Raw genomic sequence first — 16,281 nt, 5'->3', positions numbered from 1 at the left:
ATGTCACTTAAAGCCGAATTTTTAGGATTGGAACAGCTTTTGTAATCCAAGCTGTCTGGTAAAAGAGTTCTTTGGGGCTTCCCGGGGTTCTGATAAAATCTATTCAAAATAATTAGAGATAAAAATGAGTACTAAAACGAAAGAGAAAGGCAACATTTCCATTCACACGGAGAACATTTTTCCAATCATCAAAAAATTCTTGTATTCGGATCATGAAATTTTCCTGAGGGAGTTGGTTTCGAATGCTGTAGATGCATCACAAAAGATAAAAAGGCTTTCTTCTCTGGGAGAGTATGCCGGAGAACTGGGTGATCTTAAAATTGATGTGAGCTTTGACGAAAAGAAAAAAACCATCACTGTCAGCGATAATGGTATTGGGATGACAGCTGATGATATTAAAAAATACATTAATCAAATTGCTTTTTCCGGTGCTACGGAGTTTGTAGAAAAATATAAAGATAAAGAAGATGCTCAGCAAATCATTGGGCATTTCGGATTGGGTTTCTACTCAGCATTTATGGTTTCTGACAAAGTTGAAATCAATTCACTATCGTATGTGGAAGGATCAGAACCAGCCAAGTGGGTTTGTGATGGTTCTACGGAATTTGAGATTTCTAAGGGAAAAAGAAAAAACAGGGGAACGGATATTATTCTTCATATCAATGAGGACTCTAAAGAATTTTTGGATAAACAACGCATCCAGGGAATCCTTGATAAGTATTGTAAGTTTTTACCCGTAGAAATCAGGTTTGGAGAAAAAGATGAAAGCGTAGAAGACGGAAAAGACAAAGAGGGCAAAACGAAGTGGAAAACTGTTAAGAAGGATAACATCATAAACAACCCTATACCGCTTTGGACTAAAGCTCCTTCGGAACTAAAGGACGAAGATTACCTAGCATTTTATAAGGAGTTGTATCCATTCTCAGAAGATCCGTTGTTCTGGATCCATTTGAACGTAGATTATCCATTTAACCTCACAGGGATTTTGTACTTCCCAAAAATTAAGAATGACTTTGAAATTCAGAAAAACAAAATCCAATTGTATTCACGTCAGGTGTTTATTACCGATGAAGTGAAGGATGTTGTTCCTGAGTTTTTAATGTTGCTTCATGGTGTGATCGATTCTCCTGATATTCCTCTGAATGTATCAAGAAGCTTTTTGCAAGCCGATGGTAATGTGAAGAAAATCAACTCGTACATTACCAAAAAAGTAGCTGATAAGCTTTCAGAACTTTTCAAAAATGACAGAAAAGCGTTTGAAGACAAATGGTCTGATATTGGACTTTTTGTGAAATATGGCATGTTGAGTGAAGAGAAATTCAATGATAAGGCAAAAGATTTTGTCTTACTTCAAAACACTGAAGACAAATTCTTTACCATTGAAGAATACAAAGAGCTTATCAAAACCAATCAGGAAGATAAAGACAAAAAGCTGGTAATGCTATATGCTACCGAGCCTGCAAAACAGGATACTTTCATTTCATCGGCAAAAAACAGGGCTTATGATGTGTTGAAACTTGATGGTCAGCTTGACAGTCATTTTATCAATCACCTGGAGCAAAAAGTGGAAGGCGTCAGCTTGAAAAGAGTAGATGCCGATACAGTTGATAAGTTGATTGACAAGGATGAGAAGGTAGAATCTGTTTTATCAGAAGACGAAAAGACTGCTCTTAAAGAGTTGTTTGACAAAGCAATCAATGATAAAAACAATACAGTATCTGTGGAGTCATTACCGAGTGATGAAATGCCCGTAATTGTAACTATGCCGGAGTTTATGAGAAGAATGAAAGACATGGCCAAAACCGGTGGTGGTGGAGGTATGTTCATGATGGGAGGAGACATGCCGGATCAATACAATGTGGCTATCAATGCCAATCATAATTTGATTGCTAAAATTCTGAAGGCAGACAATGACGAAGCTAAAGAACAATTGGCCAGACAAGCATACGATCTTGCATTGCTGTCACAAAACTTGTTGTCAGGAGCTAAATTGACCAATTTCATTAAAAGGTCTGTTGAGCTGTCTGCGGAATAACATAACAGACATTAAAAGGTAAATTTCTAAAAGCCGGAATATTTCCGGCTTTTATATTTTGTAATCCTTATAATAGCTGTTTTTTGTGTACTTATCTCATGGATTCCATGTAATTTTATTTTTCAGAAATAATTGAGTGATTTATTCGTTAGCGAATTTACCATGAAACCAGATTTTATTAAATACATATTGTTTACCTGTTCTGTTACTTTTTTGGGAGTAATGGAAACCTATGCACAGGAAGAGGAAGTCGATTTGTTTGAAATCAATTATGATACCCCTCTGACTCTGGATATGGAAGCAGAAAGTGAAGTTGAAATTAAATCGCCCAAGGAAAAGAAAGTAAAAAAGGGAACTTTCTATGGAGTAAGGACTAAAAAGGGATTTGTCCGTACCGGATTTGGAGACAAAGTGGTTTTAGAATTATTTCACTACTTAAAAGAATACGAAGAGCCGGATCAATATGTCAGGGACATATATTGGTATGACTTTAAGAAAAGGAAAATTGTCAATTCGAGAAAAATTGATAAGGATAATGCAGGTATTCTTCATGGACCTTATAAGAAGATGTTAGGAGATCAGTTGTTGGAAGAGGGGGTGTATTATAAAGGCACAAAGCATGCCCGATGGTCTGAGTGGAATAAATATGATATCCTGCAAAGCAAGGAGAAATATTACAAAGGATGGCCCAAGGAATCAAGAGTGCAATACTATGATCGTGGGAGAAAACAAATAAAGGAAATTATTCCTGTCCATTTTGGAGAGAAGGAAGGAAACTACTATGCTTTTTATGAAAGTGGAAATGTAGCCGTAAGAGGTGAGTATCATTTTGACGGGAAGGTTGGTATATGGACAGAGTACTACGACATTAGAAACAGGAAAAAGAGACAGATACAATATGGTGATGATCCTTTTGATGAATCATTCCGGCCTTCTATTATCCGGGAATGGGATGAACGGGGAAAGCCCATTTATGACGTTTCTAAGAAATAACCTTTAGAAAAAGCATCAGCTAACTACATTCTCCGGTGCTATAAATTCAGCCAATTTTTTCATTTATATCAAATCAGTTCTGACATTCTGACAATATGTCACAGAATAAAGCCGTAATATCGATTGGCACAAGCATTGATAAAAGCTTTGCAGAAGAGAAATTTAATTAAAAAAAGTATAAACAATTATCATGGGAAAAATAATAGGAATCGATTTGGGTACAACCAATTCCTGCGTAGCTGTGATGGAAGGTAACGAGCCTGTAGTTATCCCCAACAGTGAAGGGAGGAGAACAACTCCATCCATCGTAGCATTTTTAGATGGAGGAAAAGGAGAGAGAAAGGTGGGAGATCCTGCAAAGCGTCAGGCCATCACTAACCCACAAAATACTATAAGCTCTGTAAAAAGGTTTATGGGAAAGAAATTCAAAGAAATTTCTGAAGAAAAGAAGGGCGTTTCTTATAAGGTTGAAAGTGGAAACAATGATACCATAAGAATAGTTATTGGAGACAGAAAATATACGGCTCAGGAACTTTCTGCTATGATCCTTCAAAAAATGAAGTCAACTGCTGAAGACTATCTGGGAACTGAAGTAAAAGAAGCAGTAATTACTGTTCCTGCATACTTCAACGATGCAGAAAGACAAGCTACAAAAGAAGCAGGTGCTATAGCCGGCCTTGAAGTAAAAAGGATCATTAATGAGCCTACTGCTGCGGCATTGGCATACGGCCTTGATAAGAAAAACAAAGACATGAAAATCGCAGTGTATGACCTTGGTGGTGGTACATTCGATATTTCCATACTAGAATTGGGTGACGGGGTATTCGAAGTAAAATCCACTAATGGTGATGTACACCTTGGTGGAGACGATTTTGATACTGTAATCATCAACTGGTTGGCTGAGGAATTTCTTTCTGATGAAAATATTGATTTGAGAAAAGACCCTATGGCTCTTCAGAGATTGAAGGAAGCTGCTGAAAAAGCTAAAATAGAATTGTCAAGTTCTACGGAGACAGAAGTTAATTTGCCTTATATCATGCCTGTTGATGGTGTGCCTAAGCACTTGGTAAGGAAGTTGACCAGAGCTAAATTTGAGCAATTGGCTGATAGCCTTGTGAAAAGGTCTATGGAGCCAGTGAAAAAAGCACTCAAGGATTCCGGACTTTCTTTGTCAGATATTGATGAAGTAATATTGGTGGGTGGATCTACAAGGATTCCAATCATTCAGGAAGAAGTAGAAAAATTCTTTGGCAAAAAGCCATCTAAAGGTGTAAACCCCGATGAAGTGGTTGCTATTGGAGCTGCTATTCAGGGTGGTGTATTAACTGGAGAAGTTAAAGATGTATTGCTTCTTGATGTAACGCCATTATCATTGGGTATTGAAACCATGGGCGGTGTGTTCACCAAATTGATCGAGTCGAACACAACCATTCCAACTAAAAAATCAGAAACCTTCTCAACTGCTGCCGACAATCAGCCTTCTGTGGAGATTCATGTTTTGCAGGGAGAAAGACCTATGGCTGCTCACAACAGGACAATCGGAAGATTTCATTTGGATGGTATTCCACCATCTCCAAGGGGAATTCCTCAGATCGAAGTAACATTTGACATTGATGCGAATGGTATCATGAATGTATCTGCAAAAGACAAGGGTACCAACAAAGAGCAAAAAATCAGAATTGAAGCTTCTTCTGGATTGACTGATGAGGAAATAGAAAAGATGAAGCAGGAAGCAGAAGCAAATGCGGATGCTGACAAAGCTGAAAAAGAGAAAATAGAGAAGCTGAATGCTGCTGACTCTATGATCTTCCAGACTGAAAAACAGTTGAAAGAATTCGGAGATAAATTGTCTGAAGCAAATAAATCCGGAATCGAAGCTGCTCTTGAGAAATTGAAAGAAGCCCATAAAAGTGCTGACCTGGCTGCAATTGATGCTGCAATGGAAGGTATGAATAAGGCATGGGAAGGAGCTAGTCAGGAAATGTATGCTGCTTCGCAAGCTGCTGGTGCTCAGGGTGGTGAGTCGGGATCTGATGCAGGTGCTGCTGGTGCGGATCAAACAACTGATGCAGATGTATCGGATGTGGAATTCGAGGAGGTAGAGGACAAAAAGTAATCTGCCCTTTTACATAGATAAACTAAAGCTTTTCGGGAAACCGGAAGGCTTTTTTTATTTTGTCAAAAGTGGAACTTAAAACAATAGTTCCATCTTAAATAGTTTAGCAAGATGCTGCTTGAGCCTTTTTTCTACTTCTGCCAGGTCTGGTTTTTCACCTAGTTCTTTTTCCAATGAAGTCACCGCTTTGTCGTCAATGCCACAAGGAATAATGTTGTTGAAATAGGTCAGGTCAGTGAGCACATTAAATGCAAAACCATGCATGGTCACCCATCTACTGGTTTTTACTCCCAGCGCACATATTTTTCGTGCATTTACTTTGTCTTCAAAATCAATCCATACTCCGGTAAGCCCGTCTATTCGTCCCCCCTCAATACCATAATCGGCCAAAGTCAGGATCACGGCTTCTTCCAGGTATCGAAGGTATTTATGAATGTCCGTGAAAAAGTTATCCAGGTCTAAAATAGGGTATCCTACAATTTGTCCCGGTCCGTGATAAGTTATGTCTCCCCCTCGATTGATCTTGTAAAAGGTAGCTTCTTTTTCTGAAAGCTCTGAATCATCCAGGAGTAAATGGTTTTGGTCACCACTTTTACCGAGTGTATAGACGTGTGGATGAGAACAAAAAATAAGGTAGTTGGGAGTCTCTTTTTGATCTTCAGGGTTTAGCGATCTGTTTGCTATTTTCAGGTTTACTACTTCGAGAAATAGTTTTTCCTGATAATCCCAACCTTCTTTGTAATCAATCAAACCAAGGTCGATAAATTTCGTTTTCTTATTAATTTTCAAATCCATATTAATCCAACTACCACAAAGGTAGAGTTAAAAAATCAAACTAAATTGCTGCCCATGAGGAAATCAACCTTTATAATAATATTGTCGGTTATTACATTGCATGTATTCGTTTCATGCGAGGATTTAGTGATGCAAAAAACGACTGGTATAAAAAATGATTTTCAGTTTGTTGACCTGGATTCCCTTCTAAAATCTCAGGTAAAGGTACTTAACGGGAAAAAATTGGAAAAGAAGGTATCTATTAAAGGAAAAGAAGAGAAGTTGCTTTTGGTTCCTGATTCTACTGACCTGGCTTCTGATTTGAAAGTGTTTTCAGACCTCAACCTTGATCAGGCAAAATACAATGGTGAATATGATATCGCCAATTCAGGAAACACTACGACTTTTCAACGTAAAGGAGAAAAAGGACCTCAAAAAGTAACTGTTACCAGAAACAACGTTGCTCAAATTGTCTCGATAGAAGGACAATATAATGAATCAAATATGGTATTCGATTCTTTCAGAAAATACCGTCTTGAATTTGACAACTCTTCTTCGTCGATCCGCAGTTACCAATTTTCAGGGTATCAAAAACTAATATTTAACGATACGGTGTTTTTTGATATTAAGGGAAAGTTTCTTTGAGAAAACTATATGTTCTTTTCTGGAGATTGAAGTTCTATTGTCTAATGACCAATCAGTATAAATAGCCGCTTGGCCAGCGTACTGATCCATCCGCAAGGCTTACTCTGACCAAACGACTTAACGGTTTTCTCCCAACCTGCTTCCATATTGGTCATTCAACAGCAAGAGAATCCCAGGCAATTGTGATACGCTATTTTACTATATTCATTTGTACAGGAATAATTCATCTGCGCAATTGTCTGTGATACACTTACTTTACCCAACGTTCCCTGTCCGTAGCGTCATCTCTTGAGTGTCATTTCGGAAGTAGCGTAGCGGATATCCGGAATCTCATCTAGCAGAATTAGAATAGCTCACAGGTTGTCTTTCTTTTATCTGCTCGTCTTTCTTATTGGTGATTTTACTTAACATAATTATAAGGTACTTCTAAAAACTAAAGCATTGTTTTGAGTTGACGAGAACATTACTTTACTTTATCCTGTGATCCGTTTCATTACATACCATATCGCCAAACCGTTCAGTATCTTGTTGAGCATTTACATGATCAATCTCTCTATAGATGCTGCGGATATGGAAGGTAGGTTTGACCCCACCGTAAATGAGATTGAATCTGTTTTCGAATTGGTTCTGGAGGTTGTTATGGACAAGGGGGATATTTTGCCTGAACATGATGAGCCTGATCCGGAAACGGAAACCTGTTTTCCGGGCTTATACTACATCGTTCCCCCTAACCCCTTTCAATTGGAAGCTTCATTGCAATATTGCTTTCACAAAGCAACTGGTTTCGTCTTGTTGAGCTATACAGATCCTTTCTTAGCTTCTAAATCCCCACCACCTAAATCCGGTACCCAAACATTCCTATTCACTTAGGATTTCGGAAGAGGCTAATAATTCAGGCCTTCACATTCCCCTCAAACTAGTTTTTAAATGTAAGCAACTTTTAAAGGGCTACTTTTATAATCCAATCCCTTTTGATGGACTATTATAATCAAGGAATTGAGGCCCATTGCCTCAATTCCATAAGGTTGAAGTAAATCCGGCTTTGCTTGTGAAAATCCGCAATTCCAATGATAAAACTCGTTCTCTTTTCCCTGCTGATTATTCTAATCGGCATTTTGATAGGATTAAAACATAAGCCTAAACCCTGAGGTTGCATGAAATATTAATAAAATCAATGCGAAAAAATTAAAAAAATGGAGACAGTCAACGTAATAGAAATAGACTATGAGGGTCAGGTGGCACCTCTTAGAGAATACCAATTTGAATATTTACCACGTACCGATGAAAGAATAATCCTGTCGTTATCAAATGGTGATCCAAAAATATATCAGGTCAAGGATGTACATCACACGCCGGATAAAAAGACAACCATATATGTCATGAATGATTACAGGTCACTAGAGGATGTGATTCAAAGCATTGCCAAGACCAGTTATGGATAAAAATGGAGGGGCTTCATATCCCCCTCTTTTGCTTTAACAGGTACATCTGATGTACACTTCATATGCGAAATACATGTTTAATTTACCCCAATCCATACTTCAAAATACGAACCTATACTTCAGTCATCTGAAAGCGAACTTTGGTTTCCCCAGATCATATATACTCGTTTTAAGGTGGGCTTATTATTTTCAAGCCAATACTTTAGAAATCCGAGAGTAGGCTTACAATGCTCCTCACCCATATTTTACAGTTCAGAACAGATACTCAATTTTCCTCAACTCACACTTACTTCTACCAGTTAGAGTCTAAAACTAAAAACTCAAGCTATTATCTGAATTTTATTATTTTTGTTTAACCTTTTAAATTTTACTGCTATGGTGGCAAAAACACTCACAGACAAACTCGAATCTTCCCGTGTCCTGATTTTCAATAGTCGGGATACGGAAGTGGCTGCCCTTCTTGATTTTATGGGAATTGATATTGCCTACATTGATGAAGGAGAAGCCCTTTATAATGAAACCATGACACTGGTAGATCAACGAAAGAAAGAATACCAGAAACAAGGCTTGGCTTACGACAAATTCTATGTTGAAAAGGATACCGCTGAGGCTAATTATTTCTCCGAAAAATAAGCTTCTAGTTTTTTCTTCAGCGTATCTCGTGATTCGTAACTTGGAGACAAAGACTTCTGACCAGGTAAGTTTTCCACATGCAGTGTTTGTGTTGGGAAGGCAAAGTTTACTCCCAGTTTTTCTGCCAGTTTCACAACTTCTATCAACACCTCATGCCTGGCTCTTAGTTCTTCCGACCAGGTAGGTACTTCAAAGAATATGTAAAACATTATATTGAGGGAGAAATCAGCCATTTCGTTGAAATGGACTTCAAAAAAATCTTTTCTGGTTTTCGGGTGTTGTTTTACTATCTCTTTGAGTCCCTCTACGAATATTTCAATCAGCTCGGCAGGGGTGTCGTAAGTAAGGGCAATTTGGGTGTAGAATCTTCGGTATTTTCTTAAACCATGATTATCAATAGTACTGTCAGCTAATCTACCATTGGGCACATAGACTACCGAATTCCGAAAAGTCCTTACCCGGGTAGATCGAAAGCCAACTTCCTCTACTGATCCGTCAATATCTCCTGAGGTAATCCAATCACCAATTTGAAAAGGTTTGTCTATGAAAATCATTAAGGAACCAAAGAAATTCTTGATGGTATCTTGTGCTGCCAGGGCAAATGCCAGGCCTCCAATGGACAAACCTGTTAATAATGGAAGAATGGGCACGTTTAAGTTTTCTAAAATAAACAAGGCTCCAATGGTGACGATAAACGTTTTTAGTGTTTTTCTAAACAACGGCACCAACTGATCATCCAGAGTACTTTCTGTTTTGCTGGCAAGTTTTTGCAGATAGAGCGCAAGTATGTCTGCCATTTTGTAGAAAACGATAACGGCAAACAATGGCAACAGTGCTTTTAGTATTGGATCTATATATTTGGTAGAAACCACGGGCAATTGTAGCACTGGCACGAAGAGAACAAGCAGCATAGTGACAAACAACAAACTGAGAGGACGGGCTACCGGAAGGATATATTCTGCAGCTATTTTTTCATATCCGGAAGATATTAATACACGCAAGATGAGTTTTTCAAATATTAAAGTGAAGATTTTATGAATTAAAAAACTTAAAAATGCCAGTATCAAAATGCCAAAGTGTTGCCACATGGCTAGCCCCATAATCTTCTTTGTACCTACTTTGGGCAAGATTTTTAACAGCTTGTCAGTTCCAAATTTGAATACCGATTCATGAGCGATGTTAATGGCGTCTATTGATCTGGATTGAAATTGCCATTTGTTATCACGTTTGGTCAGGTATATGTTGGGGTATCTGGGAGTCAAAACATATTGTGCTTTGTTTGTAGTAGAGTCCACATAATTTGGGTTTTTCGGCACTTCATCCATATATATATAGATGCCTTCTCCATCAAGTACTTGTTTTAGGCTGTTGGCCACTTCTATCCGCTCATCCTCGGTCAAATCCGCATCAGAAATGGGTAAAGCAGCTTTTTGTGGGTTATATCCCTCTTCATTGAGATAGTAAAGCAGGGTATAAACACTCTGATAAGGAGACTTTAGGTAAATATCCAGAGAATCGGGTTTAGGGCCTTGTCCGAAACAAAGAATTGGGAATAATAAAATTACAACTAGAAAATGCTTTAACATTAGTTTGATTATTTGAATATAAAAGACATCCTACTGGATAAAAATTGGACAACTAATCTAATTATTTTTTTCCAACTACTACAGTATGCAGGCCGTCAGTTTTAAGGTATTCGTTGGCGGTTTCCAGGATATCGGAGGAAGAGATATTTTTCAGACTGTAAAAAAAATTGTCGTAATAAGAATAGTCTAATCCATGATTGTTGATGGATTTGAATTTTTCCATCAGTTGAAAAGGGGAAGAAACACTGGACAAAAATGAGCCTGCCATGTAGTTTCTTACCGTTTCCAGTTCCGTTGCAGAAACTTTTTCGTTTTTCAAAACATCCAGTTCCTTGTGGATTTCATTGATTGCATCCTGTGTGCTTTCTGCGATTACATCGGCACTTATGATCAAAAAAGAGGCTTGTTTTAAAAATACCGGATACGAGTTAACTCCATAAGTATATCCTTTGTCTTCTCGCAAGTTTTTCATCAACCTAGAGCTAAAATATCCGCCTAGAATTTCGTTGAGTAAAACCAATTTGAAATGATCCGGATGGCTTTTATCAGGGATCTGCCAGCCTAGTCTTATAGATGATTGAAGGCTTCCCGGTTTTTCGACAAAAATGTTTTTTGAGCTTATAGATAAAACGTTTTCCTTATTATAAGAATCCGGGTTGGTTTGATTTATGTCAAAATACTGTTTCACTATTTCAATTTCCTTGTCATCCACCAGCCCGCTCAAAAAGAATTTCTGAGCTTTGAGAAAAGAAGAATTATAATATTTTTCAATATCGCTTTTATGCAAATTGGTAACATCGTCTTCAGATAAGAACTGACCGTATGAGTGTTTTAACCCAAAAAGTGATTCTCTTATTTTCCGAGAGGCTACAAAATTGGTCTTTTCACCATTTACCTTTAGCTGCTGAATTTTATTGGTCTTTAAAATCTCTATTTCGTCCTTATTGAAAGCGGGCTGAAAGAGAACCTCAGCCAATAGAGCCATTACATGTTCAAAATGCTTTTTTGGAGTATATACGGCGATAGATGTATTGTCAAAACTCGGGTTAATCTCTATGAAAGAACCATAAAACTCGAATAGCTCAGCTATTTGATTTGCAGATTTGTTTTTGGTTCCTTCGGGAAGAATTTTTGCGGTGATCCAGGATAGTCCTGACAAATTCTCATACCATATTCCTGAATCGAGGGTGATTTCACACTTAATTACCGGCTGATCTCCGGCGTTTATAGTGGACAGCCAACTTCCATTTGCAAATGAAATGACTTCAGCTTGTTGAATTCCCGGGTTTGTTATTTCTCCAAAGGGAGGAGCTATTGTTCTTTCAAGCATTAATTCGAAATGGATTCAGAGTCATCAATTCCTCTATCGAAATTAAACAATATTGAAAAGCGGATGGTTTCGGCCAATGGGTGATTCTGTTCTGGTGGGATTAAATATGAAAAATCAACACCGAACTTTTGATACCTGAATCCAAGTCCTACTGTAATGTATTTTCTGCCTCCTTTATTTGCTGTTTCATGGAAATATCCGGCACGTGCGGCGAATACATCCCTGTACCAATATTCTGCTCCTGCTGAAATAGTAATTTCCCTGAGTTCTTCAGAAAATCCATCAGGTGCATCACTGAATGAACCAAAAATCCCACTTAATAGATTTCTATTTGCATCTCTTCCTCTTACAATGTTACCATTAGAATCCACCAGTGGAGGGGTGGGAACTAGTAATTTGTTAAAATCCAGAGCGAAAGTGATTGTGTTGTATGGATCAAGACTTGTTTTGTAGGCACTGCCCAATCTCAGGTTTGTTGGAATGAAATCGGCATTAGTTTCGTTACTGTATGTGATTTTTTGACCAATGTTAGAAATATGAGCTCCAAAAGAAACTTCAGTGTCTTTTCCACCTACTATGTATTTTTTATCGAAATAGAAACCTAAATCGACTGCAACACTTTTTCCAGACTTAGCTCCATTGTTTCCTGAATAGCTGCCTGATAAATTCGACCAGATGTATCTGCCTGTTACACCAACACCTATATATTCACTAAGTTTTCGGGAGTAGGTCATATCAAAGGCCAATTCTCTTGGATTTTCAAGTCCCAAACTAATCCCTTGTTCATTTGTCAATTGAATTTCTCCTAAGTCAAAATAGCGCAATGAGGTGCCAATAGTCTGGACCCTGTCGATTTTATAAAATCCCGACAAATATGAAATGGACATGTCATCTACTATTTTCCCCAGCCATGGAGTGTAAGAGGCTGAAAATCCGTAATCTTGGTCTATAAAAGCTAATTTCCCATTATTCCAATGAGCAGAATTGGCATCAGGAGAAGTAGCTACCCCAACATCACCCATGCCAGAAGCCCTGGAGTCTGGTGCGAAATTGAGAAATGGAACGGCTGTAGTGATAACTCTACGGGATGTATCCTGTCCATACAGCACACCCGACGTTTGTGCCTTTGCAATTGTTATATTCAACAATGTTATTGCAAAAGCTAAAATCGCATAATTTAGTCTTTTTATCATGTTTTGAATTTTGCGAACACAAAGCTAACTAATTAATAGATAACAAGTTTTCTATGTACTTGATTTTTAGCACCATCTAAAGTGCTTTGAATATTTAATCTATATATATAAATCCCTTTGTCAGGACGGTTTCCCTGGGCATCTTTTCCATTCCATTCTATTGAGTTGATTCCTGCAAAGCTATCATCAAAACGGTAACTGCTTTCTGATATTACCCTCCCTTGTAAATTTATAATTTTAAGTAAAACAACCAACTCTTCTCCTTCCCTATCATGTGAAAATGTGAAAGTGACATTTGGTTCTTTTTCGGAAAAGAACGGGTTTGGGTAAACAGAGATATCTCCTAACTTCAGTGCAGTATTATTAGTAACTATAAAATTGATTTCTGTTTGTGACGCATTGTTATAGGTGTCATAAGCTTTAAATTTAATGGAGTGTTTTCCCGGTTCTAAGTTTTTTAATGGGTAACTGACCCAGCCTTCCTGGTAACTGTCTAAGGAGGCTGAATAAAAGTCATTCAATTGTATTTCTTCCCCACCGTTGATGGACATACTGACGTCCTGGCCAAATCCTTCATTTGAAATGTTAATGCCACTTTCGTCAAATAATTTGGCTAGGAATAAAGGATCCGATCCTGTAGTTTGTCCAGATACAAATAGGGAATCATTCATGTATAAGCTGATTTTTGGAGGAGTGATATCCTCCGGAGCATCAGGGTTTGATCCGCCTACTTTAAAGTCAACATTTGAACCATTTGCATCTATAGGTAGGTCACCGGAAGTGACGGCATACATACTGATTTTTCCCTCTCCAAAAACGTAAGAAATGTTTTTGGGGACAACAAATTCAATTGAAAAATCACCGTTGGTTACCGATGCTTCTCCTTTGAATATGAGGGCGTCTCTCCGGTTAAATTTTTGAGGAACAGTATTTTCATTTCCTAAAGTGGAAAACTGAGTGGGTTTGTCATAAACTGTCATAGACATTTTGCCTGAAAAATCAGTCACAACAGACTGGTCTCCCCTGCGTACTTCTCCTTGCATTCTGATCTTGCTCAGAGCCTTCAACGTGTCGGCTTTATCAATCACTTTTCCATTTATGCTTGTAATAACCAATTCATACTTAGGAAATGCGAGTCGCATAGTAGGGTCTCCAAGCAGTGCAAAGTTTCTGTTTTTGGCTCCTTCCAAACTTCTGTTTTTGGTATTTTTGATGATGTCTCCCAGTCTCGGAAATTCTCCATCTACCTTCTCCATAGCGGCATAGTAATAGGCCTCATTTAAAATGAAATTGGTATTGGAAAATACTGGTCTGGTAGAGGTCAGCAGTGCAATTGCCCCTCCATTTGGGTTCAAAAGGGTTTTTTCTCCGCCAGACACCCTGTCTGGGTTGTCATAGTTTCCAAATTCGCAGGTAGCAGTAATAAAAAAGGGTAACTTGCTTCGATTTTTCAATTCTGATATTTGATTTTCATCAATGATTTTTTCAACGGTCAATTGAGATTCATTCCCGTGACCTGTATAATTCACCATGAGTTTACCTTCAGCTATGGCTTTTTCAAAAGCGTCTCTTGCTGTAGGAGAGGTTTGGCCGGAAGGGCTTGGTATCTGCTCGTAAGCATCAAGGAACAGCTTATTGGTATTAAACTCTGATCTGGTTTCTTCCACATAAGTTGCCAGATAGTTTGCATCTCTTTGGTGGATATTGTTGTCTCCATCGTCTGCGATAAACAGCAATTCGTTTCTCCATTTTCCAAAAGCATTTGTACTGGTTTCATACCGGATTATCTTGCTAACCACATCTGCTGCTTCTTGTTGTGTCTTTACCGGCAATCTGCCTACTCCGATTTCCATAGTATGATCGCCCGATTCATCTTCGATCCATTCTCCTTCATGATTTTCCATAAAACCAAAATAATCATCAGAAGAAAAATCATATAATGGGTGAAGAGAGTTTCTCGCTTCATAGACCGGAACATAGTTGGTTTGCGTGATTGACCGATTTTTGTAATCGTAAGAACAATCTCCGAAAAGCAATGTGTATTTTAATTTTTCAGGTTTTTTATCATAAATATGTTTGATAAAATCTCTGATCGCTGAAATGTCTTGCATGCCGGAGGAAAACTCGTTGTAAACCTGATCTACTGTGACCAAATGGATAGAAAAACCATTGTTTTTTTCTCGATGTTTTTTCAGATCGTTTGCCTGAGACAAAAACTTTGGATGTGTGATGAACACAGCATCAGCCGCTGACAAGCTATGGAGGTTTTGGTTTTCTACTGTAGATGTAAATATGGGAGTGGGAAAATCCGATCCTGAAAATGCAATTAACTCTGTGGTTTCATTACTTATCCCAAAAGTTATTTTGCTGTTTTGAGAGTCATACAATTGGTTTACAACCTGATAGGGTTGAGATACATCCCAAATTATAATGTCAGAATTGGAAGTGGATATTTCAAATGTCGCATTTGACAATCCGGATGTGTTATAAAAATGAAATGTATTGTCGGTCATGCTCAGTTCACTTTCTGCCTGTATGATGCAATAGTCAAGAAATCCTGTGGATGGACCAGACGATGCTACATTATAGTGCAAATCCAGTGTTAAACCAGCACTGATATTGTTGAGAGATGAGGAATTGACTTGAAAATCGCCTTGCTGTATCCTTCCTTTATTTCCATAAGTGCTATTTGGGACATCTTCAATGATTATATTTCCAAGAGAAAACTGATTCAAAGACAAATCGAAGGAAGTATTTACAAATGCCTGTGCCATGGCTGATACTCTAATCTTGATTTCTCCTCCTGCTAAAACATTTTGAGTATTGAAAGTAAAACCATGATTTGGTTGGCTGGAAGAAAATGTTTCTCCAAACCACATTCGTCCTCCTTTGATTAAATTTGTTTCGTCTGTTTCATGGATGAAAACATCTTTGAAACTGGTGACTTTTTGAAAATCATTTCCTGCATTTTCTCGATTTGACATTCGCAATCCATCTGTCTCTTTTATGGTAAAAAAGTAGAATGTTGTATCGCTGTACAAATTATTTTCATATTGAAACATATCCTCTGAGGTATCATATTTTATGAAGTCAGGAGAATTTCCATAAAAAAGGATGTAGTCGGTGTTGTCAAATATTTCGTCATTTTGCCCCGCAACGAAAATGGTATTTTCGATAAGGTCGTCTGCCCGGGGAGTAGCGTTGGATTGAGGAAGCATTCCATTTCCCCCATTTCCGTAAATGGCAATTTTTTTAGGGTTTATTGAGCTAATATTGACACCCATATTTTCGAGAAGGGAGCGGTCAATTTTATAAACACCTTTTTCGGTTACGCCTATTTTATACCATTCGCCTGTTGAAAGTACAGAATTGGCAACCTGACTCCTGCTTGCAAAAGCATGTATAAGTAAAAAAGCTGAAAATATTATTTTTAGCCTCATTTTAGAAAAACAGAAGTTTTGGTATTTAAAGTTCCAACAAAAAACGATTCAATTGTGGACATATTGAGATTATTAGGAGTTTTTGTCTATTTAG

Annotated in this window: 12 protein-coding genes; 7 read left to right on the top strand and 5 right to left on the bottom strand. The window is 37.9% G+C overall.

Annotated features, from left to right (window positions below; translation table 11 throughout):
- The first annotated feature begins 124 nt into the window (after positions 1–124).
- The 3 genes from htpG (at position 125) to dnaK (ending at position 5,144) form a co-directional block, all read left to right on the top strand.
- A complete protein-coding gene (gene htpG / locus AAOP42_RS14820) occupies positions 125–2,035 on the top strand; it encodes a molecular chaperone HtpG (protein ID WP_349529321.1) in 1,911 nt (636 codons plus the stop codon).
- 162 nt (positions 2,036–2,197) lie between these two features.
- Entirely contained in the window at positions 2,198–3,028 is an 831-nt protein-coding gene (locus AAOP42_RS14815; RefSeq protein WP_349529320.1) for a toxin-antitoxin system YwqK family antitoxin, read from the top strand.
- 190 nt (positions 3,029–3,218) lie between these two features.
- The gene (gene dnaK, locus AAOP42_RS14810; protein WP_349529319.1) at positions 3,219–5,144 is read left to right on the top strand and encodes a molecular chaperone DnaK; all 1,926 of its coding nucleotides are present in this window, start codon (positions 3,219–3,221) and stop codon (positions 5,142–5,144) included.
- Positions 5,145–5,219: 75 nt separating this feature from the next.
- Here dnaK and lipB read toward each other — a convergent pair whose 3' ends face one another.
- Positions 5,220–5,939, bottom strand: coding sequence for a lipoyl(octanoyl) transferase LipB (gene lipB / locus AAOP42_RS14805; protein ID WP_349529318.1), 720 nt, complete (start codon positions 5,937–5,939; stop codon positions 5,220–5,222).
- Between the two features lie 54 nt (positions 5,940–5,993).
- On the opposite strand from lipB, the gene AAOP42_RS14800 reads away from it, so the two are divergent.
- From AAOP42_RS14800 to AAOP42_RS14785, 4 genes are all read left to right on the top strand, one after another.
- On the top strand, positions 5,994–6,563 hold the full coding sequence (locus tag AAOP42_RS14800) for a hypothetical protein (RefSeq protein WP_349529317.1): 570 nt from the start codon (positions 5,994–5,996) through the stop codon (positions 6,561–6,563).
- Positions 6,564–7,103: 540 nt separating this feature from the next.
- On the top strand, positions 7,104–7,433 hold the full coding sequence (locus AAOP42_RS14795; protein WP_349529316.1) for a hypothetical protein: 330 nt from the start codon (positions 7,104–7,106) through the stop codon (positions 7,431–7,433).
- A 323-nt stretch (positions 7,434–7,756) separates the two neighbouring features.
- Complete coding sequence (locus AAOP42_RS14790) at positions 7,757–8,005, top strand: hypothetical protein (protein ID WP_349529315.1); 249 nt, start codon at positions 7,757–7,759, stop codon at positions 8,003–8,005.
- Positions 8,006–8,380: 375 nt separating this feature from the next.
- Entirely contained in the window at positions 8,381–8,638 is a 258-nt protein-coding gene (locus AAOP42_RS14785; protein ID WP_349529314.1) for a hypothetical protein, read from the top strand.
- On the opposite strand, the gene AAOP42_RS14780 is transcribed toward AAOP42_RS14785, so the two are convergent.
- The 4 genes from AAOP42_RS14780 to porU all read right to left on the bottom strand — a co-directional run bounded on the left by AAOP42_RS14780 (position 8,620) and on the right by porU (position 16,187).
- Complete coding sequence (locus AAOP42_RS14780; protein WP_349529313.1) at positions 8,620–10,224, bottom strand: mechanosensitive ion channel family protein; 1,605 nt, start codon at positions 10,222–10,224, stop codon at positions 8,620–8,622. The two genes, AAOP42_RS14785 and AAOP42_RS14780, sit on opposite strands and share 19 nt — an antisense overlap.
- A 61-nt stretch (positions 10,225–10,285) precedes the next feature.
- Positions 10,286–11,554 carry a M16 family metallopeptidase gene (locus AAOP42_RS14775; RefSeq protein ID WP_349529312.1) on the bottom strand — a complete coding sequence of 423 codons (1,269 nt, stop codon included), beginning with the start codon at positions 11,552–11,554 and terminating at the stop codon, positions 10,286–10,288.
- Positions 11,554–12,747: a type IX secretion system outer membrane channel protein PorV gene (gene porV, locus AAOP42_RS14770; RefSeq protein ID WP_349529311.1), complete on the bottom strand. Its 1,194-nt coding sequence runs from the start codon at positions 12,745–12,747 to the stop codon at positions 11,554–11,556. The genes AAOP42_RS14775 and porV overlap by 1 nt, the downstream gene beginning before the upstream one ends.
- Positions 12,748–12,779: 32 nt before the next feature.
- Positions 12,780–16,187 carry a type IX secretion system sortase PorU gene (porU, locus tag AAOP42_RS14765; RefSeq protein WP_349529310.1) on the bottom strand — a complete coding sequence of 1,136 codons (3,408 nt, stop codon included), beginning with the start codon at positions 16,185–16,187 and terminating at the stop codon, positions 12,780–12,782.
- Positions 16,188–16,281 lie beyond the last annotated feature (94 nt).

This window comes from Reichenbachiella sp. MALMAid0571, assembly GCF_040151475.1.
GTDB lineage: Bacteria > Bacteroidota > Bacteroidia > Cytophagales > Cyclobacteriaceae > CAXBNB01.
This window is presented reverse-complemented; position numbering and strand designations above follow the sequence as displayed.

What these genes read in the sequence shown, in the direction of transcription:
- htpG (WP_349529321.1), top strand. Translation starts at nt 125, where the DNA reads ATGAGTACTAAAACGAAAGAGAAAGGCAACATTTCCATTCACACGGAG.
- AAOP42_RS14815 (WP_349529320.1), top strand. Translation starts at nt 2,198, where the DNA reads ATGAAACCAGATTTTATTAAATACATATTGTTTACCTGTTCTGTTACT.
- dnaK (WP_349529319.1), top strand. Translation starts at nt 3,219, where the DNA reads ATGGGAAAAATAATAGGAATCGATTTGGGTACAACCAATTCCTGCGTA.
- lipB (WP_349529318.1), bottom strand. Translation starts at nt 5,939, where the DNA reads ATGGATTTGAAAATTAATAAGAAAACGAAATTTATCGACCTTGGTTTG.
- AAOP42_RS14800 (WP_349529317.1), top strand. Translation starts at nt 5,994, where the DNA reads ATGAGGAAATCAACCTTTATAATAATATTGTCGGTTATTACATTGCAT.
- AAOP42_RS14795 (WP_349529316.1), top strand. Translation starts at nt 7,104, where the DNA reads ATGATCAATCTCTCTATAGATGCTGCGGATATGGAAGGTAGGTTTGAC.
- AAOP42_RS14790 (WP_349529315.1), top strand. Translation starts at nt 7,757, where the DNA reads ATGGAGACAGTCAACGTAATAGAAATAGACTATGAGGGTCAGGTGGCA.
- AAOP42_RS14785 (WP_349529314.1), top strand. Translation starts at nt 8,381, where the DNA reads ATGGTGGCAAAAACACTCACAGACAAACTCGAATCTTCCCGTGTCCTG.
- AAOP42_RS14780 (WP_349529313.1), bottom strand. Translation starts at nt 10,224, where the DNA reads ATGTTAAAGCATTTTCTAGTTGTAATTTTATTATTCCCAATTCTTTGT.
- AAOP42_RS14775 (WP_349529312.1), bottom strand. Translation starts at nt 11,554, where the DNA reads ATGCTTGAAAGAACAATAGCTCCTCCCTTTGGAGAAATAACAAACCCG.
- porV (WP_349529311.1), bottom strand. Translation starts at nt 12,747, where the DNA reads ATGATAAAAAGACTAAATTATGCGATTTTAGCTTTTGCAATAACATTG.
- porU (WP_349529310.1), bottom strand. Translation starts at nt 16,187, where the DNA reads ATGAGGCTAAAAATAATATTTTCAGCTTTTTTACTTATACATGCTTTT.